The organism is Variovorax sp. IB41, from assembly GCF_016405905.1.
GTDB lineage: Bacteria > Pseudomonadota > Gammaproteobacteria > Burkholderiales > Burkholderiaceae_C > Variovorax.
On sequence record NZ_JAEFCB010000016.1, the window covers coordinates 86,975 to 106,593 of the forward strand.

16 protein-coding genes are annotated in these 19,619 nt (G+C 68.8%); 7 read left to right on the top strand and 9 right to left on the bottom strand.

The annotated features are described in order from the left end of the window. Positions 1-7 precede the first annotated feature (7 nt). From JC881_RS24305 to JC881_RS24320, 4 genes are all read right to left on the bottom strand, one after another. A complete protein-coding gene (locus JC881_RS24305) occupies positions 8-2,047 on the bottom strand; it encodes a CHAT domain-containing protein (RefSeq protein WP_332875282.1) in 2,040 nt (679 codons plus the stop codon). Between the two features lie 312 nt (positions 2,048-2,359). Next, on the bottom strand, positions 2,360-5,233 hold the full coding sequence (locus JC881_RS24310; RefSeq protein ID WP_198788287.1) for an ExeM/NucH family extracellular endonuclease: 2,874 nt from the start codon (positions 5,231-5,233) through the stop codon (positions 2,360-2,362). A 199-nt stretch (positions 5,234-5,432) separates the two neighbouring features. Next, on the bottom strand, positions 5,433-7,619 hold the full coding sequence (gene katE / locus JC881_RS24315; RefSeq protein ID WP_198788288.1) for a catalase HPII: 2,187 nt from the start codon (positions 7,617-7,619) through the stop codon (positions 5,433-5,435). Between the two features lie 63 nt (positions 7,620-7,682). Then, positions 7,683-7,832 carry a hypothetical protein gene (locus JC881_RS24320; protein ID WP_198788289.1) on the bottom strand — a complete coding sequence of 50 codons (150 nt, stop codon included), beginning with the start codon at positions 7,830-7,832 and terminating at the stop codon, positions 7,683-7,685. A 292-nt stretch (positions 7,833-8,124) separates the two neighbouring features. On the opposite strand from JC881_RS24320, the gene JC881_RS24325 reads away from it, so the two are divergent. Then, positions 8,125-8,943, top strand: a complete 819-nt coding sequence (locus JC881_RS24325; protein ID WP_198788290.1) for a transglutaminase-like domain-containing protein — start codon at positions 8,125-8,127, stop codon at positions 8,941-8,943. A gap of 27 nt (positions 8,944-8,970) precedes the next feature. Here the strand turns inward: JC881_RS24325 and ligD are convergent, their stop codons facing one another. The 3 genes from ligD to JC881_RS24340 form a co-directional block, all read right to left on the bottom strand. After that, entirely contained in the window at positions 8,971-10,566 is a 1,596-nt protein-coding gene (ligD, locus tag JC881_RS24330; RefSeq protein ID WP_198788291.1) for a non-homologous end-joining DNA ligase, read from the bottom strand. 12 nt (positions 10,567-10,578) lie between these two features. Next, positions 10,579-11,562 (bottom strand): non-homologous end joining protein Ku, encoded by a 984-nt coding sequence (gene ku, locus JC881_RS24335; protein WP_198788292.1) that lies wholly within the window; start codon positions 11,560-11,562, stop codon positions 10,579-10,581. Between the two features lie 65 nt (positions 11,563-11,627). Further along, entirely contained in the window at positions 11,628-12,635 is a 1,008-nt protein-coding gene (locus JC881_RS24340; RefSeq protein WP_198788293.1) for a succinylglutamate desuccinylase/aspartoacylase family protein, read from the bottom strand. Between the two features lie 154 nt (positions 12,636-12,789). On the opposite strand from JC881_RS24340, the gene JC881_RS24345 reads away from it, so the two are divergent. After that, complete coding sequence (locus tag JC881_RS24345; protein WP_198788294.1) at positions 12,790-13,062, top strand: hypothetical protein; 273 nt, start codon at positions 12,790-12,792, stop codon at positions 13,060-13,062. Here the strand turns inward: JC881_RS24345 and rpe are convergent. Further along, complete coding sequence (gene rpe, locus JC881_RS24350) at positions 13,052-13,744, bottom strand: ribulose-phosphate 3-epimerase (RefSeq protein ID WP_198788295.1); 693 nt, start codon at positions 13,742-13,744, stop codon at positions 13,052-13,054. The genes JC881_RS24345 and rpe overlap by 11 nt on opposite strands. A 109-nt stretch (positions 13,745-13,853) precedes the next feature. On the opposite strand from rpe, the gene JC881_RS24355 reads away from it, so the two are divergent. Genes JC881_RS24355 through JC881_RS24375 form a run of 5 tightly spaced genes read left to right on the top strand, consistent with a single transcriptional unit; the run spans position 13,854 to position 19,282 of the window. Then, positions 13,854-14,348, top strand: coding sequence for a surface-adhesin E family protein (locus JC881_RS24355; protein WP_198788296.1), 495 nt, complete (start codon positions 13,854-13,856; stop codon positions 14,346-14,348). A gap of 46 nt (positions 14,349-14,394) precedes the next feature. After that, positions 14,395-14,790 (top strand): Co2+/Mg2+ efflux protein ApaG, encoded by a 396-nt coding sequence (gene apaG / locus JC881_RS24360; protein WP_101490148.1) that lies wholly within the window; start codon positions 14,395-14,397, stop codon positions 14,788-14,790. Between the two features lie 30 nt (positions 14,791-14,820). Continuing rightward, positions 14,821-16,803, top strand: coding sequence for a site-specific recombinase (locus JC881_RS24365; RefSeq protein ID WP_198788297.1), 1,983 nt, complete (start codon positions 14,821-14,823; stop codon positions 16,801-16,803). Further along, on the top strand, positions 16,800-18,071 hold the full coding sequence (locus tag JC881_RS24370) for a cation:proton antiporter (RefSeq protein WP_198788298.1): 1,272 nt from the start codon (positions 16,800-16,802) through the stop codon (positions 18,069-18,071). The genes JC881_RS24365 and JC881_RS24370 overlap by 4 nt, the downstream gene beginning before the upstream one ends. Then, the gene (locus JC881_RS24375; protein ID WP_198788299.1) at positions 18,068-19,282 is read left to right on the top strand and encodes a YbdK family carboxylate-amine ligase; all 1,215 of its coding nucleotides are present in this window, start codon (positions 18,068-18,070) and stop codon (positions 19,280-19,282) included. Before JC881_RS24370 ends, JC881_RS24375 begins: the two co-directional genes overlap by 4 nt. A gap of 38 nt (positions 19,283-19,320) precedes the next feature. Here the strand turns inward: JC881_RS24375 and JC881_RS24380 are convergent, their stop codons facing one another. Continuing rightward, positions 19,321-19,557, bottom strand: a complete 237-nt coding sequence (locus tag JC881_RS24380) for a hypothetical protein (RefSeq protein WP_198788300.1) — start codon at positions 19,555-19,557, stop codon at positions 19,321-19,323. Positions 19,558-19,619: the final 62 nt, after the last annotated feature.

Here is a 19,619-nt window from a genome sequence, read left to right on the forward strand (position 1 = left end):
GCATGCTTCAGCTCCCTACAGTCAGGCGCCAGTTGCCGATCAGGTTGAACGGCGCCCAGAAGAAGGGATGCGACATCTTGGGGTCCTTCAGCACGGCCAGTTGCCCGGCCTGCATGGCTTTCTGCAGGTCACGGCCCTTGGAGAGTTCGCCGTAGAGCGTGCTCATGAGCACCGCGGTCGCGTCGTCCGACACGGGCCAGAGCGAGGCGATCAGGCTGGAGCTGCCCGCCGAGAGGAACGAGCGCGTGAAGCCCAGCACCTCGTCGCCCTGCGCGATGCGCCCGAGCCCCGATTCGCAGGCCGAGAGCGTGACCAGCGCGGTGCCGTCCATCGGCATGCCCAGGATCTCGTGCGCCTCGAGGAAGTTCTGCTTGCCGCCTTCGTTGGCCAGCAGGATGCGCGAGTACAGCGGATCGACCGCATCGGCCTCGGCGTGCGCGGCCACGTGCATCAGCGGCGAGCGCGCGGCCACCTCGCGGAACTGCGTCTTGGTGGCGGCCGCGCCCATGTACACGGTGTTGCGCGGGAAGAGTTGCGCGAGCTGCTTCACTTCGGTTTCGGCGCCGGGCAGGTCGTACTTGTCCTCGATGCGCGGATTGCCGAAGGCCACCAGCGAGGCGTTCACGCGCGGCGTGCGTTGCGCCAGCTGCACCGCGATGCTCATCGACGGCGCGACGGACACCGGGTGCGTCTCGATCACGTAGCGGCCATCCAGGCGCAGCGCCTGGAACGGCAGGTAGTGCAGCGGACCGTGCGGCACGATGATCAGGCGCTGTCCCGGCGCGAGGCCGAGCGGCCCGAGCAGCGCGGCGCCGAGCTTGTCGGCGTTGGTGATGGCGGTGCGGCGTCCGCGCACGATGGAGTTGCGGAAGGTCTCGACCAGCTCGTTGAGCTCCTCGCGCTTGACGGCGACGGTCTTTTCCTGGATCGCGCTCGGGCTCACGACCCACACCACCAGCCGGTCGGGCAGCGAATGGAACTGCACCACGCGCTCGTCGGCCGCCAGCGTGCGCTGCAGCGTGGCGAGATCGACGGTGCTGGTGGCCTGCTCGCTGATCTTGGCGCGCCCGCGCACCGCATCGAGCAGCGCGCGCGAGCGGCTGTGCTCGCTCACCTCGAACGCGGCGCGCGCGTCGCCCGCATCGCTGTAGACCGAGACGCCGCGCTCGAACACCGATTGCAGGTCCGAGAACAGGCCCATCTTGAATTCTTCGCTGCGGAACTTGGCGCGCACCTTGTCCACGCCGCCCAGCGCCTGGCCCACGGCCTCGGCCGCGGCCTGCTTCTGGCCGAGCGCGATCTCGCTGCGCGCCACGCCGTCCCAGGCCCAGAGGCGGTAGTACTCGGTGTCGGCGCCGACCTGGCGCGCGGTGAGCGCGCGGTACATGTCGCGCGCCTCGGCCGGCTTGTTCTCGGCCAGCAGCAGGCGGGCGCGGGTGCGATCGAGCTGCGCGGTGAGCGGTGCGTCCTTGGGCGGCGCCATGGTGCCGAGCACTTCGCGCGCCCGCGCGGCCTCGCCCGCTTCGATGAGCGCGTTGACCAGCGAGGCCTGCACCAGCGGCGCGTAGCGCGGCGAGCTGTTGGCCAGTGCCTCGTCGTAGCTGATGACGGCGCCCGAGAAATCGCCGCGGCGCGTGCGCACGTCGCCGATCACCTTCTGCACGGGGCCCACGACCAGCTTGGGGTCGCGCGCCGGGTGCTTGAGCGCCTCGCGGGCGAACTCCTCGGCCTTCTCGAGCTGGCCGGAGTAGCTGTAGACGATGGCCAGGTCGCGGTTGGCCATGGCCATGAGGTTCGGATCGCGCGTGGCGTTGGCCAGGTGCAGCGCCTTGCTCGCGGCGCGGATGCTCTGGCGGAACTCGCCGGCCTCGGCCAGCGCGACGGCCTGGCTGCAGTACTGGTAGCCCGAGAGCTTGACCGCGTCCTGCCCGTAGAGCACGGAACCCTCGCTGGTCAGCGCCAGCAAGGTGTCGGTGTCCGCCAGCCTTGCCTGCTCGGCCTTGCTGGCCGCGGCCTCGGCGTCAGGCGCCTGTGGCTGCGCCGACACAGAAGGGCCGTACGCCAGCAGAAGCAGGCCGGCCAGACCGAGTGCGCTTGCGAAACCCGCACGCGCACGTGCAGGGCGCTCCCATCCCCAACTTGAAAACCACGCCATTGGACCCCCGCACGCGGCCGGTGCACCTGCCCTGTTGCTGCAGATGCTCGACGCCGCGGAAGTGCGCGCCGTTCAGGCCTCGTGGGGAAAGTCTAGGAGGGGGTACCTCGCGCGCCTATTCGCAATACGGTCTAGCGCAAAAGGACTAAGTCATGAAAACGAAACCGGCCCTCGGGCCGGTTTCGCAGGTTCTTCACCGTGGGCTCAATTCACCGTGTGTGCGCCGAGGCCTGCCGATGTGTCGATGGGAAAGCTGTCCCACTCCACCGACGGATCGAAGGCCAGGCCCGGGTTGCGGTCGCCGGCCTTGATGGCGGGCTTGCGGCGCAGCGTCTGGTTCAGCGTGCTGACGCCGCCGACGCCGGTCCATTCGGTGCCGGGGTCGGTGCCGACCTGGCCGATGCGGTCGATGACCACGCCCGACTTCTCCAGCGTCAGCGCGTCGTCGCCGTTGAAGTTGACGACGCTGCTGTTGATGACCGTGCCCGGTGGCTTGAAGGCGGCCGTGGCGGCATTGTTCGCGAGCACCAGCACGCCGCCGGCCGCGAGGGAGCCGGTCAACGGCGCGCTGCTGCCCGGCGCGGCCGCGCCGTTGGAATACAGGTTCAGCGTGTACAGGCTCAGGTCCACGGCGGCCGCGGTCGGGTTGTAGATCTCCAGCGCCTTGTTGGTCGCCGAGCCTTCCACGTACTCGCTGAAGAAGAGGTCCGGCGCGCCCGGCGGCGTGACCACCACCACGGTGCTCACATTCACGCTGCCCGTTTGCGTGGCGGTCTGGCCCGCGGAGTTGGTGAGCGTGACCACGACGCTGAAGGTGCCTGCGGCCGCATAGGTGTGCGTGACCGTGCCGGTGCCCGGCGCCGTGGTGGCGGGGGTGCCGTCGCCCCAGTCGACGCTCAGCGACGTGAGGGTGGTCGCGCCACCGGGCGAGGCCTGCGAGATGTTCACGCTGTAGGTCTCGCCGACCTTCACGGCCGCCGGGATCGACGCGGTGACGATGGGTTGCACCGCGGCCGCATCGGCCGCGAGCGTGAGGCCGACCAGCACCGGGTCATGGTCCGACGCGCGGAACGGCGTGGGCGCGAAGCGGTCGTCGGTGGTGAAGTCGGTGTTGTAGTCCAGCGCGGTGGGCTCGTCGGAGTTGATGTGCCAGACGCTCACGCCCGTGACCTGCGTCTTGAGCGAGGCCGAGGCGTAAGAATGGTCCAGCGCGCCGGTCTCGCCGCCGAAGACGTAGGTGTAGCGGTCGTTGGCGGGCATGCGCTTGAGCAGGCTCTCGTTGCCGGCGGCTTCCAATTGCTGGGTCGGGTCTTCCAGCAGGTAGCTGTTGAAGTCGCCCATCATCAGCACGTCGTTCTCCACCTGCGGCGCGCCCATGAGCTTGAGCTTGGCGACGAAGCTGTTGAGCGCCTTCGCCTGCTCGATGCGCGCCAGGTTGAAGCAGCCCTGGCCCAGGTCGATGTCGCCCGTGGCGGGGCAGCTGCCCTTGCTCTTGAAGTGGTTCACCACGAACCAGAAGCCGCCGTTGTTGCCCACGGTGCTGAAGCGCTGGGCCAGCGGCGGCCGGCCGCTCGCGGCGGTGTAGTTGGCCAGGTCCGCGCCCGTCGGCAGCACCACGTTGCCCACGCGCTGCACCTTCGCGGGCTTGTAGAGGATGTCCACCTTGATGGCATCGGTGCCGAACACGCCGCTGTGCACCGCGGCATAGGTGTTCGCGCCGACCTTGGCGTTGAGCGCGGCCAGGAGGTCGTCGGTCGCCACGTCGGTGTTCTGGATCTCCATGAGCCCGACCACGTCGGCATCGAGCCCCGCGATGGCGGCCACGATCTTGGCCTGCTGGCGCTGGAACTCATTGAGGTTGTTGGCGCCGCGGCAGTTGCCCGCGGCGGCGGGGCCGTTGCCGAACGAGCAGCCCTGGCCGGTCTGGCCCGAGGCGGTTTCGCCGTTGAGGAACGTGGTGAAGTAGTTCAGCACGTTGAAGCTCGCCACCTTGAGCGTGCCGCTCACCACCGGTGCGGTGGGCTGGCGCGCATTGGCCTCCACGAACACCGGCGCCACCGTCGGCTGGATGCGGTAGGCGCCGAAGTTGTGGCTCAGGATGCCGGTGACCTTCTGCGTCGTGTCGCCCATGCGGCGCGTGCCGTCGGTGCCGGGCGCGCTCAGGTAGGGAATGGGGTTCGGGTTCTGCGGCGAGGCGCCGTCGTCCAGCACGATGCGCGAGAGCAGGTTCTGCGCATGCGTGGCCGATGCGTTGCCGTTGGTGGCGTTGAACTGGCGCCCGTTGAGCGACAGCACCATCTGGCCATAGCGGCCGAGCTCGAAGAGCTCGGTCACGGCCAGCGGCTGCGCGATCTCCACCAGCATGCCTTCGTAGCGCTCCAGCGTGGACTCATCGGCCACCGGCAGCGTGATCTTCGTGGGCGCGATGACGACGCCGCTGCCGCAGACGCTGATGGCCAGCGGATCGCCGCCGGTGCCCGCGATCTGCGTGATGGCGTCGGGCTTGGCGCCGGCGCCGGCGGTCTGTCCGAACTCGGTCACCGCGCCCGAGACCTGGACGTAGTCGCCCACGGCCACGCGGGTGGCGGCGCCCGGCGCGTAGATGAAGATGCCTTCGGAGGTCGCCGGGTCGGCGTCGGGCACCAGCTGCTGCACGAAGAAGCCGTTGAGCTTCACGACGGTGGTGCCGGTGTTCTGGAAATCGCCGACGACCACGCCGCGCACGGTCACGGCCTGCGACGCCAGGGGGCTCAGGTCGCCCGTGCCCTGGATGGCCGAGATGGCCGTGAGCGGCGCGCTGGCCGGCACGGCGGCCGAGCAGGTGGGCGGGGTGACCGGCGGCGTCACGGGCGGTGTGACGGGCGGTTCTTCCGGCGGGGTTCCGGGTGGCGTTTCCGGCGGTGTCGTGGGAGGCGTTGTCGGGGGCGTCGTCGGCGGCGCATTGCCCGAGGACGGAGGGATCAGCGGAAAGGAGGCACCGCCCCCGCTGCCGCCGCCGCCGCAGGCGGTCAGCACGAGCGCCAGGGTCAGCGCCAGGAATTTGAGTTGCCGGATGGGCCTCGATGCCGGATGCGTCATGTGGGAACTTCTTGAAGGAGATAAGAAACAGCGGGCGCGCAGCGGCTGTTTCTATGTTCCTTGTGTGTCACCCCCGAGTAACCCCGATTTCACTTGGGTGACTGCGCGCACGCGGCGCTGCGCCGCCGGCACATGACGGCGCAGCGGCGTGGACGAAAACGGTATGAGCTGAAGGTGCGCGAGACGCGCTCGGGGGCCCTTAAGCGGGCACGGCGTCGACGTTCGCGCGGTCCCAGTGGCGATGCTTGGCGATCGCCGCGATGAAATCATGCGCGATCTGCGTGGCCGCGGTGCTGTCGCCCAGGTTGGTGACCGGCGTGGCCGCCACGACCACGCCCGCGGGCGCATCGCTGTCCGCGCCGATGCCCAGCGAAGCGAGCAGCTTCACGCCCTCGCCCACCGTGCAGATGGCCTTGCTGTGCTTGTAGGCCTCCAGCACGAAGTGCACCGCGTCGCCCATGCCGGCCATCGCGGCCGCGCTGTCGGCGCCGGCCGGAACCAGCACCGCATCGAACATCACCGAGGGCGTGTTCGTGAACGTCATGTCCACATCGATCTGGCGCTTCGATGCACTGGCCACGGTGCCCAGGCGCGGGCCGACGATCTTGCATTGCGCGCCGGCTTGCTCCAGCGCATCGCGGATCGGCTTGAGCGACGCGGAATCGACACCGTCGGCCACCAGGATCGCGACCTTGCGCGTGCGGATCGAGCCGTCGCCGGTGTCGGCCATGCTGAGCGCTGGCGACTCGTCGATGGGCAGCGCGATGCGGTGATCGCGAAAGCCCGCGCGGCCCGCCGCCGCCTTGGCATCGGGCTCGCCGATGCCCAGCGGCTCGGCCACGCGGCGCGCGAGCTTCTCGTCCACGTGCGCGAGGTTGTCCACCATGCGCTGGCGGATCGCCGGCACCTCCAGCTTGGAAAGCTCGAAGCGGAAGGCCGCGATGATGTGCTCCTTCTCGGCCGCGCTCTGGCTGTTGAAGAACAGGCGCGCCTGCGTGAAGTGGTCGTCGAACGAGGGGCTGCGCCGGCGCACCTTGGGCGCGTCGATCTCCTCGGGGAACGACTGGAAGCCATTGCTGCCGCCATCGACGCGAAACTCCGTGCCGCTGCCCAGCGTGTTGGGCTCGTAGGCCACCTGGCCGCGCGCGATGGTCTGGCGGTGCATGCCGTCGCGCTGGAAGTTGTGGAACGGGCACACGGCCTTGTTGATCGGCAGCTCGTGGAAGTTGGCGCCGCCCAGCCGCGAGATCTGCGTGTCGGTGTACGAGAAGAGGCGCCCCTGCAGGAGCGGGTCGTTGCTGAAGTCGATGCCTGGCACCACGTGGCCCGGGTGGAAGGCCACCTGCTCGGTCTCGGCGAAGAAGTTGTCGGGGTTGCGGTTGAGCACCAGCTTGCCGATCTTCTGCACGGGCACCATTTCCTCGGGGATGAGCTTGGTGGGGTCCAGCAGGTCGAAGCCCAGCGAATGCTCCTTGTCGGCCGGCACGATCTGCACGCCCAGCTCCCATTCGGGGAAGTCGCCGTTCTCGATGGCTTCCCAGAGGTCGCGGCGGTGGAAGTCCGCGTCCTTGCCGGCGATCTTCTGCGCCTCGTCCCACACCAGGCCGTGAATGCCCAGCTTGGGCTTCCAGTGGAACTTCACGAAGTGGCTCTCGCCGCGCGCATTGACGAAGCGGAAGGTGTGCACGCCGAAGCCTTCCATCATCCGGTAGCTGCGCGGAATGGCACGGTCGCTCATCGCCCACATCAGCATGTGCGTGCTCTCGGGCATGAGCGAGGCGAAGTCCCAGAAGGTGTCGTGCGCGCTCGCGGCCTGCGGCATCGCGTGGTGCGGCTCGGGCTTGACCGCGTGGATGAGGTCGGGGAACTTCATCGCGTCCTGGATGAAGAACACCGGGATGTTGTTGCCCACCAGGTCGTAGTTGCCTTCGCGGGTGTAGAACTTGACGGCGAAGCCGCGCACGTCGCGCACCGTATCGGCCGATCCGCGTTCGCCGGCCACGGTCGAGAAGCGCACGAAAACGGGCGTCTTCACGTCCGGGTCCTGCAAGAAGTCGGCCGAGGTGAACTGCGACATCGACTTGTAGACCTGGAAATAGCCATGCGCCGCCGAGCCGCGCGCATGCACGGCGCGCTCGGGAATGCGCTCGTGGTCGAAGTGCGTGATCTTCTCGCGGAGGATGAAGTCTTCCAGGAGCGTGGGTCCGCGCACGCCCGCCTTCAGCGAGTTGTGGTTGTCCGGGATCTGCAGGCCTTGGTTGGTCGTCAGGTGCGCGGGATGCTCGGTGGTGAAGCCGTCCAACTGCAGCTGCTTGGCGTTGCGGCCGTCACCGGACTTGGCGGTAGGGGCGCGGCGACCTGCGGCGGCTTTGTTCTGTGGCGTCATCGGGGACCTGGGATCTTTCATGGACAGGAGAGAAGGAGAGAGCGAGAGAGAGGGGCGCGGGCGTCAGCCCATTTCGTTGTTGTCGAGAAACATGTCCAGCACGTTCACCACGGCGACCAGGCAGATGCAGCCCGCGACCGCGGCAACGGCCCACACGAGGATTTCGTCGCCCAGCGAACCGCCGAGCGAGCTGAACAGCGATGAAAGCTCCATGATTTCCCTCCAAGGAATATCCGAATGACAGAGACCTGCAAGGTTAGGTTTTGAACCGACTGTTACCCGTAGTGGCCCCCCTCCCTCGGATGTGGGAGATCGTGCGCCCCGGCGGTAGGAGCGCGACTACAGCGCATCGCGGCGGACTACGACGCTTCGCGGGTTGTGGCCGCGCGGGGTTTTGCACGCCGTCGCATAGCATGGGGCGAAGACGGCACCGATCGTGCTTGTCGTCTTCTTTGTGCCTCGCGCACCGGCGCATTCACCGGCTCACCAGGGAAGAAACAATCCAATGCAGATCCGGATCGGCTACGACATCGAAATCGGCGTCACCGCGCCCACGGCATTGATCTACATGCTGCAGGTGCACCCCTCGCGCGCCGGCGACATCCAGGGCAGCGAGAACATCACGATCAGCCCGCCGCTGGTCACCGACCACTACCGCGACAGCTTCGACAACCAGTGCGCGCGCGTGCACGTGCCGCTGGGTGTGAGCAGTGTGCGGCTGCGCAACCAGGCCACCGTGTTCGACACCGGCGCGCCCGACCCGGTCGATCTGGGCGCCATCGAGCACGCCGCCGCCGACCTGCCGGTGGCCACCCTGCCCTTCGTGCTGCCCAGCCGCTACTGCGAGGTCGACAGCGAGCTGCTGGCATTCGCCTGGGCCAATTTCCTGGCGGTGCCGCCGGGCTGGGGCCGCGTGCAGGCGATCTGCGACTTCGTGCACGGGCACCTGCGCTTCGACTACCAGAACGCGCGCGCCACGCGCACCGCGCTCGAAGGCTATCGCGAACGCACGGGCGTGTGCCGCGACTTCGCGCACCTGGCGATCACCCTGTGCCGCTGCATGAACATTCCGGCGCGCTACGTGACCGGCTACCTCGGCGACATCGGCATTCCGCCGGTGCGCTACCCGATGGACTTCAGCGCGTGGTTCGAGGTGTACCTGGGCGACCGCTGGCACACCTTCGACGCGCGCCACAACACGCCGCGCATCGGCCGCATCGTGATGGCGCGCGGCCGCGACGCGGCCGACGTGCCGATCACGATGGTGTTCGGGGCGAACACGCTGCAGCGCTTCGAGGTGACGACCGAGGAAGTGCTGCAGTAGGCCGAGGGCTTCTCCGGGCGGCTACAGCTACATGTAGCCCAGCATCTTCATCGCGGCCGCGAGGCCCGTGCGGCTGCGCTCCATCGCCTCCCACGGCGTGTTGCCGACGGCGATGCGCTCGGCGATGTTCGCGACCGTCCATTGCGCGGCGCCCGTGAGCTCGGGCAGTTCGTCCCAGTCCACGGGCACCGAGACGCCCAGCCCCGGGCGCGACCGCGCGGACCATGCACTCACCGTGGTCGCGCCGAAGCCGTTGCGCAGGTAGTCGGCAAAAATCTTGCCCACCCGGTTGCGCGGCCCGCTCTTGGCCACGAAGCGCTCGGGGAGGATGCGCGACAGGTGCTGCACGATCGCCTGCGAGAAGCCCTTGACCTCGTCCCAGCCGTGCCGGCGCCTGAGCGGCACCACCACGTGCAGGCCCTTGCCGCCGCTGGTCTTGAGGAAACTGGGCAGGCCGAGCTCGTCGAGCAGGGTCTTCACCAGCAGCGCGGCCTCCTGCATCTGCGCCCATTCGACGCCCTCGCCCGGGTCCAGGTCGAAGGTCATGCGGTCGGGCCGGTCGAGCGCGCGCGAGGTGCCGTTCCAGGTGTGCAGCTCGATCACGTTCATCTGCGCAGCGCCCAGGAGGCCGGCGGCGGTGTCGATCTGCAGCAGCGGATCGTGCCCCGGGTCCAGCGCCGGATCGAGCAGGCGCACGCCGGGGATCTCGCGGTTCTGCACATGCTTCTGGAAAAAGAGCTCGCCGCCCACGCCGTCGGGCGCGCGCACCAGCGCCACCGGCCGCCCGCGCAGGTGCGGCAGCATCTGCGTGGCGACCGCGGCGTAATAGGCGGCCAGTTGGCCCTTGGTGATGCCGCTGTGCGCATCGATGACGCGTTCGGCGTGGGTGATCTTCTGCTTCTGGGCCATGGGCAGTGCCGTTTCCTTCTTCGTGGATGCGGATTCCGGAGTCGTGGCTTTCTTTCGCGCGAGTTTCTTCGCGGGTGCCCTGGCCGCCGTTGTTTCTGCTTTCTTGGGCGGGCTGCCGATCTCGTCCACGCCGCGGCCGGTCAGCACGCTCGCGGGCTGTTTCTCGAGCACGTCGTAGTCGGCCAGATCGCGCGCCTGGTCGTCGCGCTCCTTGATGAGCAGCCAGGGCTCATGCTTCTCGTCGCCCTTGCCGCGCATGCGCACCAGCGTCCAGTGGCCCTTGAGCTTTTCGCCGCGCAGCTCGAACTTGAGCTTGCCGGCCGCGAGCGCCTTGCGCGCGTCGCCATCGCCGTTCCCCTCGGGCAGCCAGTCGCCGCGGTCCCAGACGATGACGGTGCCCGCGCCGTACTGCCTGGGCGGAATGGTGCCCTCGAAATCCGCATACGAAATCGGATGGTCTTCCACGTGCACCGCCATGCGCTTGACCGCCGGGTCGAGGCAGGGGCCCTTGGGCACGGCCCAGCTCTTCAACGTGCCGTCGAGTTCGAGGCGGAAGTCGTAGTGCAGGTGGCTCGCGTGGTGCTTCTGGATGACGAAGGACAGCACGCCCTTGCCCGCGCGCCCGCCCTCCCTGGGCTCCGGCGTGCGAGAGAAATCGCGCTTGCCGTGATAGCGCGAGAGCGCTTTGCGCGCGGTCGATGCGGTGGTGCCCATGGCCGGTGCGCCTCAGGCCGCACGGCGGGCGCGGGGCTTCGCCTTCGCGGTGGTCTTCGAGGCGGCTTTCGCGGCGGGCTTGCGTTTCTTCGCGGGAGGCCGGGCGCGGAGTGCGGGTTCTTCGTCCTCGTCGTCGTCATCCTGAACGGGCGCGGCCTTCCTGGCGCCGCCCTTGCCGCGCAGGCTGCGCTGCAGCAGCTCGGTCAGGTCGATGATCTTGGCGCCACGGCCTTCGGAGGCGCCTTCCTCGGGCTCGGGCTGCGTCACCGTCTCGGTCTGGCCCGCCTTCACCTTGCGTTCGACCAGGCGCAGGATCTCGTCCTTGAACTCGTCCTTGAATTCGTCGGGCGCCCATTCGGCGCTCATGTCCTCGACCAGCTCCTGGGCCATCTTCAATTCGCGCTCGGTCAGGCCCGCCTTCTTCGCGTCTTCCTCGGGCAGCGGCAGGTCGTCCCAGGGGCGGATGTCGGCGCCCCAGCGCAGCAGGTTCAGCACCAGGCCCGGACCCACGGGCACCAGAGCCGCCAGGTGCTGCTTGGTCTGGATCACGACGCGGGCCACGCCCACGCGGCCGCTGCGCTGCAGGGTCTCGCGCAGCAGCGCATAGACCTTCGCGCCGCGGTTGATCGGCGCCACGTAGTAGGGCCGTTCCAGATAAACGAACGGAATGCCGTTGGCCGGAACGAAGGCCTCGATCTCGATGGTCTGCGTGGTCTTGGGATAGGCCGCCGCGATCTCCTTGTCGCTGAGCACCACGTACTCGCCGGCTTCGTACTCGATGCCCTTGACGATGTTCTCGCGCGCGATTTCCTTGCCGGTCTTCTTGTTGATGCGCTTGTAGCCGACCGGGTCCATCGAGCGCTTGTCGAGCCAGTCGAAGTCGATGCCGTGGTTCGTGGTGGCCGAGTAGAGCGCCACCGGGATGTGGACCAGGCCGAAGCTGATCGCGCCCTTCCACAGGACGCGCGGCGCGGGGGCTTTTGTCGAGACGGGCATGGGCACACTCCTTCAGGCTGGAAATGTGTGCCGCGGCCGCGGCCGGGCGGTGTAGGAACGCGGCGTCAGGCCGTGCCGGCCACCGGCCCGAGCACGCGCTCGCTCGGGCGCGCGAAGTAGAACCACTCGGCGCCCGGCAGCGCCAGGGCGTTGGGGAACACGATGAAGCCGTCGTCGGGCGCGCTCAGCAGCGTGCCGTCGTGGCGCATGCCGATCGGCTCGCCGCGCCGCACCTCGTCGAAGGTGGCCCAGTCGCGCACGAAGCTGTCTTCTTCATGCAGGCGGTCGGTGACGCTGGCCAGGCGCAGCAGCCTGGGCTGCGCCGACGCGGCGGGCAGGCCCGCCGGCAGCGGCGCCATGCCCAGCAGCGCGAGCGTGCGGCGGATGGCGCGCCAGGCCACCTCGGGCGCCTCGGGGTCCTGGTGCTGGCCGCATTCGAGCGTGACGCCGTAGCCGCCGCAACTGCGGATGTATTCGTTGGTGCCGCGGCCGAAGTCGAGCGCGGCCTCGTCGACCGGCGCACCGCCCGCACCGCCCGCGCGCTGGGCGAGGCCCGCGGCGTAGATGTCGAGCCAGCCTTCCACCACGATGGGCGTGCCGATGTGCAGCGCGAGCTGGCCCTCTTCGTACGAGCGCGCAAAGGGTTCCAGCGTGCCGGCGTTGTCGCGCGGGCCGATCATCGCGAAGGCCTCGCCCTCGCTCTGGAAGGAGTGCAGGTCCAGCAGCACGTCATGGCGCGCGATGACGGGCGCCAGGCGGTTGGTGATGCGGGCTTCGTAGTCGGCGGGCGCCTCGGTCGGGCGGAACAGGCGGTTGAGGTTGCGCTCGCCCTCGCGCTGCAGGCGCCGGCGAGCGAGCGGATTGGCCACGGGCACCAGCGTGAGCTCGCCGCGCTGCAGCTGCAGCGTGCCGGCATCGAACTCGGCCAGGATGCGCGCGATGCCCGCGGTGCCGCAGGTCTCGTCGCCGTGCACGCCGCCGACCACGAGCAGGCGCGGACCGGGGTGCAGCGAAGCGAAGGTGTGGATGCGCAGGCTGTCGGTCGCCACGCCGGCAAAAGGATCGGAAGACATGCGGGGATTATTGCGGAGGCCCTTCACCGGAGGCAAAGCCGCTATGGCTTTCATAGCGCCGAGCGGCCACCTACAGGGCCTGCCTTGCATGTCCTACCGCGTGGGCCGCCCCATCGGCGCAGGCTGGGCCTCAACGCCACGAAGGAGCCATCGCATGACCCAAGCCAAGTCCACCAAGACCCCGCCCACCGACCCGAAGGACGCGACGAAGGACGCGGGCGGCGGCAAGACCAAGGTCGAGCAGGGCGGCGAAGCGGCGCCGCGCCTGCCGCACGAGCGCGACCAGTCGTCCGACAGCCAGCAGACCCCGGACGGCCAGCCCACCAAGGTGGGCCGCCAGGCCCACGAAGACGTGGAGCGCGGCGTGGTCGACACCGACCGCGGCCCGGTGACCGACCGCGTCTACAACGACAAGGTCAAGCGCTGATGCCGGCCAGCTGCTGGCGCATGTCGCCGATCACCGCGCCGTAGTCCTTGGCGTTGAAGATCGCGCTGCCGGCCACGAAGGTGTCGGCACCGGCCGAGGCTACGCGCGCGATGTTGTCCACCTTGATCCCGCCGTCCACTTCGAGGCGGATGTCGCGCCCGCTTTGCTCGATGCGCTTGCGCGCGAGTTCGATCTTGCGCAGGGCCGAATCGATGAAGCTCTGGCCGCCGAAGCCGGGGTTCACGCTCATGATGAGGATGAGGTCGATGTCGTCGATCGCCCAGTCCAGGGCTTCGAGCCCCAGCCCCGGGTTGAACACCAGTCCGGCCTTGCAGCCCGCGGCCTTGATGGCCTGGATGCTGCGGTGCACGTGGGGCGATGCGTCGGGGTGGAAGCTGATGTAGTCGGCGCCCGCTTGCGCGAAAGAGGCCGCCAGGGCGTCGACCGGGTGGATCATGAGGTGCACGTCGATCGGCACCGGCGTGCCATCGGCCGTCTTGGCGTAGGGCTTGAGCGCCTGGCAGATCATCGGGCCGAAGGTCAGGTTCGGCACGTAATGGTTGTCCATCACGTCGAAGTGGATCCAGTCGGCGCCGGCGGCGATCACGTCGGTCAGCTCCTGGCCGAGGTGGGCGAAGTCTGCGGAGAGGATGGAGGGGGCGATGCGGAACGGGGTGCTCATGCCTGCAATTGTCGCTCCGGTGCCGCGCTTCCAGCCTTTGGGGGTTTCCTGCCTGCCGATACATTCGGGCATCGCGCGCCACCCGGCGCCGGCTTTCACATGGCATCGAATGACCACCCTTGCGACTTCACAACGGCGCGCCGCCGGCCTCTCTGTTCTCGCCCGTCTCGCCCTTTTCGCTCTCCTCGGGATGGCCTGCGCGGTTGTCGCCACGCCCGCCGCGGCCCAGGAATGGAAGACGGCTGGGAACCCCAAGGCCGGGACGTTCTTCGAGCCGGCCAGCGTGGCCGCCAAGGAGGGCGCGGTCTACGCGAAGATCATGTTCGACGACACCCGGGCCAAGCGCTTCGAAGGCAAGCCCTACCTCTCGGATGTGCGCTACACCCGCTTCGACTGCGAGCGCCGGACGGTGGCGGACCAGAAGATCACCAAGTACGAAAGCGCGCAGGGCCGCGGCGCCGTGGTGGGTGAAATGGTCCGCACGCATGCGGAAGCCGCCGCTGCCATGAAGCCCATCGAGCCGGGGACGCAGGGCGATGCGCTGGCGCAGGCGATCTGCGGGCAACTGGCCCAGGCCCGGTCCCCGGCCCAGCCCGGCAAGTAAGCACCATCTCCCGGCGGCCCGAAGCCCGCCAGTTACCATCCGCCCCATGTCACACAGCCCCTTCAGCGTCCAGGTCGAGCCGCGCTACCTGGCCGACCAGTCCTCCCCGAAGGACAACGTCTACACCTTCTCCTACACGATCACCATCACCAACGTGGGCACGGTGGGGGCGCAGCTGATCGCGCGCCACTGGCTCATCAACGACGCGTCGGGCCATCCGCAGGAAGTCAAGGGCCTGGGCGTGATCGGCCAGCAGCCGCTGCTGGCGCCCGGCGAATCGTTCCGCTACACGAGCGGCTGCCGGCTGCAGGCCGCGAGCGGCACGATGCATGGCAGCTTCTTCGTGGTGACCGAGGAAGGGGAGCGCTTCGACGTGCCGGTTCCCATGTTCGTGCTCGAAGCCGACATCGGGGGCGCCCCGGTCTCTCGCGTGCTGCACTAGGCACGCCCCTTTCCTCTCCCCCCGCTCCCCATGGCTGCCGCATCGCGCGACTTGCAGGGGCTGCTTGCCGGCCTCGACCCCACGGCCGATGTGGCGCAGCGCCACATCTGGCTCATCAACCTCTTCGACTGGCTGCGCGGCGACCGCGCCTCGCCCCAGGCGGCGATCGGCCGCGTCTCTTTGCTGCTGGACGCCGTCGAGGCGCGCCCCGAGCTGCGCGAGCGCATGCGCGCCTGGTGGCGCGTGTTCACGCAGTCGGTCGACCTCACCACGCTGCTGGCCGACTACGGCTTCGCGCCGCGCACCGCGTTCGTGAGCGAACTGAGCGAGCGCCTGCGCCGCAAGATCCTGCCCGGCACGCCCGAGACCACCGATGCGTCGGACCTGTTCCGCATGGTGCTGCCCGGCGTGTTCGATGCGGGCTGGATCGCGCTGCTCGACGAAGCGCAGCTCGCTCGCATCGGCGCGCTGCTGGCCGATGCGACGGTGGACGCAGACGGCTCGCCGCGCTGGCGCCACACCGTGATGGACGCGGTCACTTATTGCGGCAGCCAGGTGGTGGCGGCCGGTTTCTCGCCCGAGCTGCGCCTGCGCATCAGCGCCGAGCACCACGAGGCGCGTCCTTTCCACGCGCTGATGGCCGACCTGGACGAGCTGCGCGAGCAGATGTTCGAGCAGCCTGCGGGCGCCGAGAGCGACGAGGCCCTGCAGGCGGCCTTCGTGGCCTTTCGCGACCGGCTCGATGCCTGCCGCGCCAGCGCCTCGTCGGTCTACACGCACCTGGAGGACAACGGCATCTCGGTGGGCCTGGTGTTCCGGCTGCGCCAGTTGCGCGAGCGCGTGCTGCGCATCCGCGAACTGCTCGACTGCCTGATGTCGCCGGTGTCCGCGCCCAGCGTGGCGCGGCTCATCGGCAAGCTGGTGCTCGCGGGCGGCGAGCGCAACAGCATCCGCGCGCTCGTGGCCTCGAACTCCTCGATGCTCGCGGCCAAGGTGACCGAGCGCAGCGCCGAGACCGGCGAGCACTACATCACCCGCGACCGCGCGAGCTACCTGCAGATGGTGAAGAAGGCCGCGGGCGGCGGCGCGTTCACGGCGCTGACGGTGCTCCTGAAGTTCGGCATCTACGCGCTGGCGCTGTCGGCCTTCTGGGCGGGCCTGGCCTCGGGCCTGATGTATGCGGCGAGCTTCGTCGCGATCCAGCTCCTGCACCTGACGCTGGCCACCAAGCAGCCCGCGATGACGGCGCCGGCGCTCGCGGCGCGGCTGCGCGACATCAAGGCGGACGGGGCGGTGGACGATTTCGTCGACGAGGTGGCCAATCTCGTGCGCTCGCAGGTGGCCGCGGTGCTGGGCAACGTGCTGTTGGTGGTGCCAGCGACGGTCGCCCTCGCGCTCCTCGTGCAATACGCGCTCGGGCAGCCGCTGCTGGATGCCGCGCATGCGGCTGCCACGCTGAATTCGCTCTCGCTGGCGGGGCCGACCGCGCTTTTCGCGGCAATCACCGGCATCCTGCTGTTTTCGGCCAGCATCGTCGCCGGTTGGACAGAAAACGCCTTTGTCCTGCATCGCCTGGACTCCGCCATGCGTTACAACCCACGCATCGGCGCCTTTCTGGGTGCCGCCCGGGCTCGCCGCTGGGCCACCTTCATGCGCACACACATCTCAGGCTTCGCCTCCAACATCTCGCTGGGACTCATGCTGGGCCTCCTGCCCGCGTTCGCGGGTTTCTTCGGGCTCGGGCTGGATGTGCGCCACGTGACACTCTCGGCCGGGCAGATCGCCGCGGCCGCGGCGTCCACGGGCCTGTCGGTGCTGCAGCAGCCCGCCCTCTGGTGGGCGGTGGCGGCGATTCCGGTGATCGGCGCGCTCAATGTGAGCGTGAGTTTCTATTTCGCTTTCCGTCTCGCGCTGCGTGCGCACAGCGTGAGCCTCGGTGACCGCGCCCGCATCCGCAGCGCCACCTGGGCGCGCTGGCGCAGCCGGCCTGTGAGCTTCTTTTTACCTGCATGAATTTGACGAGCTTCATCAACGATCTGCTGGGCTTCTGGTCCGAATGGGTGCGCCCCTCGGCCGGCCTGCCCACCGTGCTGTGGTCGCTGCTGCTGGCAGCAGCCGCCGCCTCCGGCCACCTGGTGCGACGCTACCTGGGGCTGCCCAAGGTGATCGGCTATTCGCTGGTCGGCGCGGTCGTCGGCTTTGCCGGCTTCGAGGGCGCGATCTGGCCGCTGCGCGGCATCAGCCTCTTCCTCCTGGAGTTGGGCGTGGCCGTGGTGCTGTTCGAGGCGGGCGGCCGGCTGCCGCTGCGCTGGTTCCGCCACAACCCGATGGTGCTGGTGCAGAGCCTGCTGGAAGCCACGCTGACCTACTTCGGCGTGTATTGGGTGCTCACGCTGCTGGGCCTGCCCGAGCCGGTGGCCAACCCGATCGCGCTGATGGCCATCGTCGCCTCGCCGGCGGTGCTCAGCCGCGTGATCATCGACACCCGCGCCGCGGGCCCCGTCACCGAGCGCGCGATGACACTGGCCACGCTCAACACCTTCTATGCGCTCGCGCTCGGCTATGCGCAGGCCGGCCTCATCGAACGCGCGCCGCAGACCATGCTGCAAAAGCTCTACCCGGTCGCGGTGGTGCTGGGCCTGTCGTTCGTGGTCGGCGCGATCATGGCGCTGGCCCTTCGCACCGCGCTGCGCGTGATGAGCCCGACGAGCGAGAACACCTCGATCCTGCTCTTGGCGATCATCGCGGCCGGCGCGGCGCTCACCGCGCACATCGGCGGCTCGGCGCCGCTCGCGGCGCTGATCGGCGGCGTGCTGCTCAAAACGCTCAACCCCAAGCCCTGGGCCTGGCAGCGGCAGCTGGGTACGGCGGCTTCGCTGCTCACCATGCTGATGTTCGTGCTGGTGTCCATCGTGGCGGCGCAGGCCGACTGGACCTTGCCGGTGGCCAGCGTGGTGCTGGCCGTGATCGGCGTGCGCATGGTCGCCAAGATTTCGGGCGTGGCCATTGCCAACCCCGGCAGCGGCGCGAGCTGGAAGCAGGCCTTCTGGGTCGGGTGCGCGATGTCGCCGCTGTCATCGATCGCCCTCCTGATCGCATCGAATTTCGCCACCGCCTCGCCGCTGCTGGGCACCATGATCACGCAGGTGGCCCTGCCCTCGATCCTCTTGATGGAGGTGGTGGGCGCCGTGCTCGCCACCGTGGCCATCCATGCGGTGGGCGAGAGTTCGGTGCCCTGGGCGCCCCAGGCCTTCAGCACCACCGAGGACACGCAGCGATGAGCACCGCTCTCCCCAACTCCACCGCCATCGATCCCGACAGCGACGACGTGCGCTCGGCCCCGCTGCCCAGCGACCCCGAGAGCCGCGCGGTCAAGCTCGAACCGTTCAACAAGTCCGAGGCGCTCTCACTGGGTGTGGAGCTCGAGCTGCAGCTCGTGAACACGCACGACTACGACCTGGCGCCCTACGCCGAGGACATGCTGCGCCTGATGGCGCAGACGCCGCTGCCGGGCAGCGTGGTGCCCGAGATGACCTCGAGCATGATCGAGATCTCCACCGACATCTGCCACTCGGCGGCCGACGTGATCAAGCAGCTCTCGCCGATCCGCGAGGCGCTCATCAGGAACGCCGACAAGCTCAACATCGCGGTGGTCGGCGGCGGCACGCATGCCTTCCAGCAATGGCACGAGCGGCGCATCTACGACAAGCCGCGCTTTCGCGAGCTCTCGGAGCTGTACGGCTACCTCTCCAAGCAGTTCACCATCTTCGGCCAGCATGTGCACATCGGCTGCCCCGATGCGGACGCGGCCTTGCTGATGCTGCACCGCATGTCGCGCTACATCCCGCACTTCATCGCGCTGTCGGCTTCGTCGCCGTTCGTGCAGGGGCAGGACACGCAGTTCGACTCGGCGCGCCTGAACTCGGTGTTCGCGTTCCCGCTCTCGGGCCGCGCGCCGTTCACGCTGAGCTGGAAGGAATTCGAGGCGTATTTCGAGCGCATGACCCGCACCGGCGTCGTGCGCAGCATGAAGGACTTCTATTGGGACATCCGCCCCAAGCCCGAGTTCGGCACCATCGAGATCCGCGTGTTCGACACGCCCCTCACGGTGGAGCGCGCCGCCGCGCTCGCGGGCTACGTGCAGTCGCTCGCCGCCTGGTTCCTGCAGGAGCAGCCCTTCGAGCCGACGGAGGACGACTACCTCGTCTACACCTACAACCGCTTCCAGGCCTGCCGCTTCGGGCTGGATGCGGTGTACGTCGACCCGGCCAGCGGCCAGCACATGCCGCTGCGCGAGCACATCCTCATGACGATGACCCAGCTCGAATGGCACAGCGAGGCGCTCAACGCCACGCAGGCGCTGGGCGAACTGCGCACCAGCGTGGAGGCCAACCGCAACGACGCGCGATGGTTGCGGGAGAAGCAGGGGAAGGAACGGTTGCTGGCGGAGGTGGTGCGGCAGGCGGCGTTGAGGTTCCGCGGCGCGGCCTGAGCGGCCGCCATTCGCTGGCTGCCGCAGCCCACCTCACCTCACGAAGCGAGCGTGGCGCCGACAATGAACAGGGCAATGCCCAGATACCAGCCGCGCATCAGCCAGACCCCGACCTTGTGCCGCCTCGCATAGACGTACACGTAGAGCGGCACGAAAAGGCAAAGAAGACCTTTGCCCGGATTCCCCGTGAAAGCATGCAGAGCGATGCCGGCCTGCGCTGCAAACGCGACGGCAAGACCCGAAAGCAGCAAGACTGAGCCAAGCGTTGGCGCCATTGGATTTCCCCCTCTTTTCGCCCGACTCTAGCCGCAGCGCGCGAGATCCGGCGAACCTGCGA

Coding starts and splice junctions, on each gene's coding strand:
- JC881_RS24375 (WP_198788299.1), top strand. CDS start 18,068: ATGAGCACCGCTCTCCCCAACTCCACCGCCATCGATCCCGACAGCGAC.
- ku (WP_198788292.1), bottom strand. CDS start 11,562: ATGCCCGTCTCGACAAAAGCCCCCGCGCCGCGCGTCCTGTGGAAGGGC.
- JC881_RS24310 (WP_198788287.1), bottom strand. CDS start 5,233: ATGACGCATCCGGCATCGAGGCCCATCCGGCAACTCAAATTCCTGGCG.
- JC881_RS24380 (WP_198788300.1), bottom strand. CDS start 19,557: ATGGCGCCAACGCTTGGCTCAGTCTTGCTGCTTTCGGGTCTTGCCGTC.
- katE (WP_198788288.1), bottom strand. CDS start 7,619: ATGACGCCACAGAACAAAGCCGCCGCAGGTCGCCGCGCCCCTACCGCC.
- JC881_RS24355 (WP_198788296.1), top strand. CDS start 13,854: ATGACCACCCTTGCGACTTCACAACGGCGCGCCGCCGGCCTCTCTGTT.
- JC881_RS24365 (WP_198788297.1), top strand. CDS start 14,821: ATGGCTGCCGCATCGCGCGACTTGCAGGGGCTGCTTGCCGGCCTCGAC.
- rpe (WP_198788295.1), bottom strand. CDS start 13,744: ATGAGCACCCCGTTCCGCATCGCCCCCTCCATCCTCTCCGCAGACTTC.
- JC881_RS24340 (WP_198788293.1), bottom strand. CDS start 12,635: ATGTCTTCCGATCCTTTTGCCGGCGTGGCGACCGACAGCCTGCGCATC.
- apaG (WP_101490148.1), top strand. CDS start 14,395: ATGTCACACAGCCCCTTCAGCGTCCAGGTCGAGCCGCGCTACCTGGCC.
- JC881_RS24345 (WP_198788294.1), top strand. CDS start 12,790: ATGACCCAAGCCAAGTCCACCAAGACCCCGCCCACCGACCCGAAGGAC.
- JC881_RS24370 (WP_198788298.1), top strand. CDS start 16,800: ATGAATTTGACGAGCTTCATCAACGATCTGCTGGGCTTCTGGTCCGAA.
- JC881_RS24325 (WP_198788290.1), top strand. CDS start 8,125: ATGCAGATCCGGATCGGCTACGACATCGAAATCGGCGTCACCGCGCCC.
- JC881_RS24320 (WP_198788289.1), bottom strand. CDS start 7,832: ATGGAGCTTTCATCGCTGTTCAGCTCGCTCGGCGGTTCGCTGGGCGAC.
- ligD (WP_198788291.1), bottom strand. CDS start 10,566: ATGGGCACCACCGCATCGACCGCGCGCAAAGCGCTCTCGCGCTATCAC.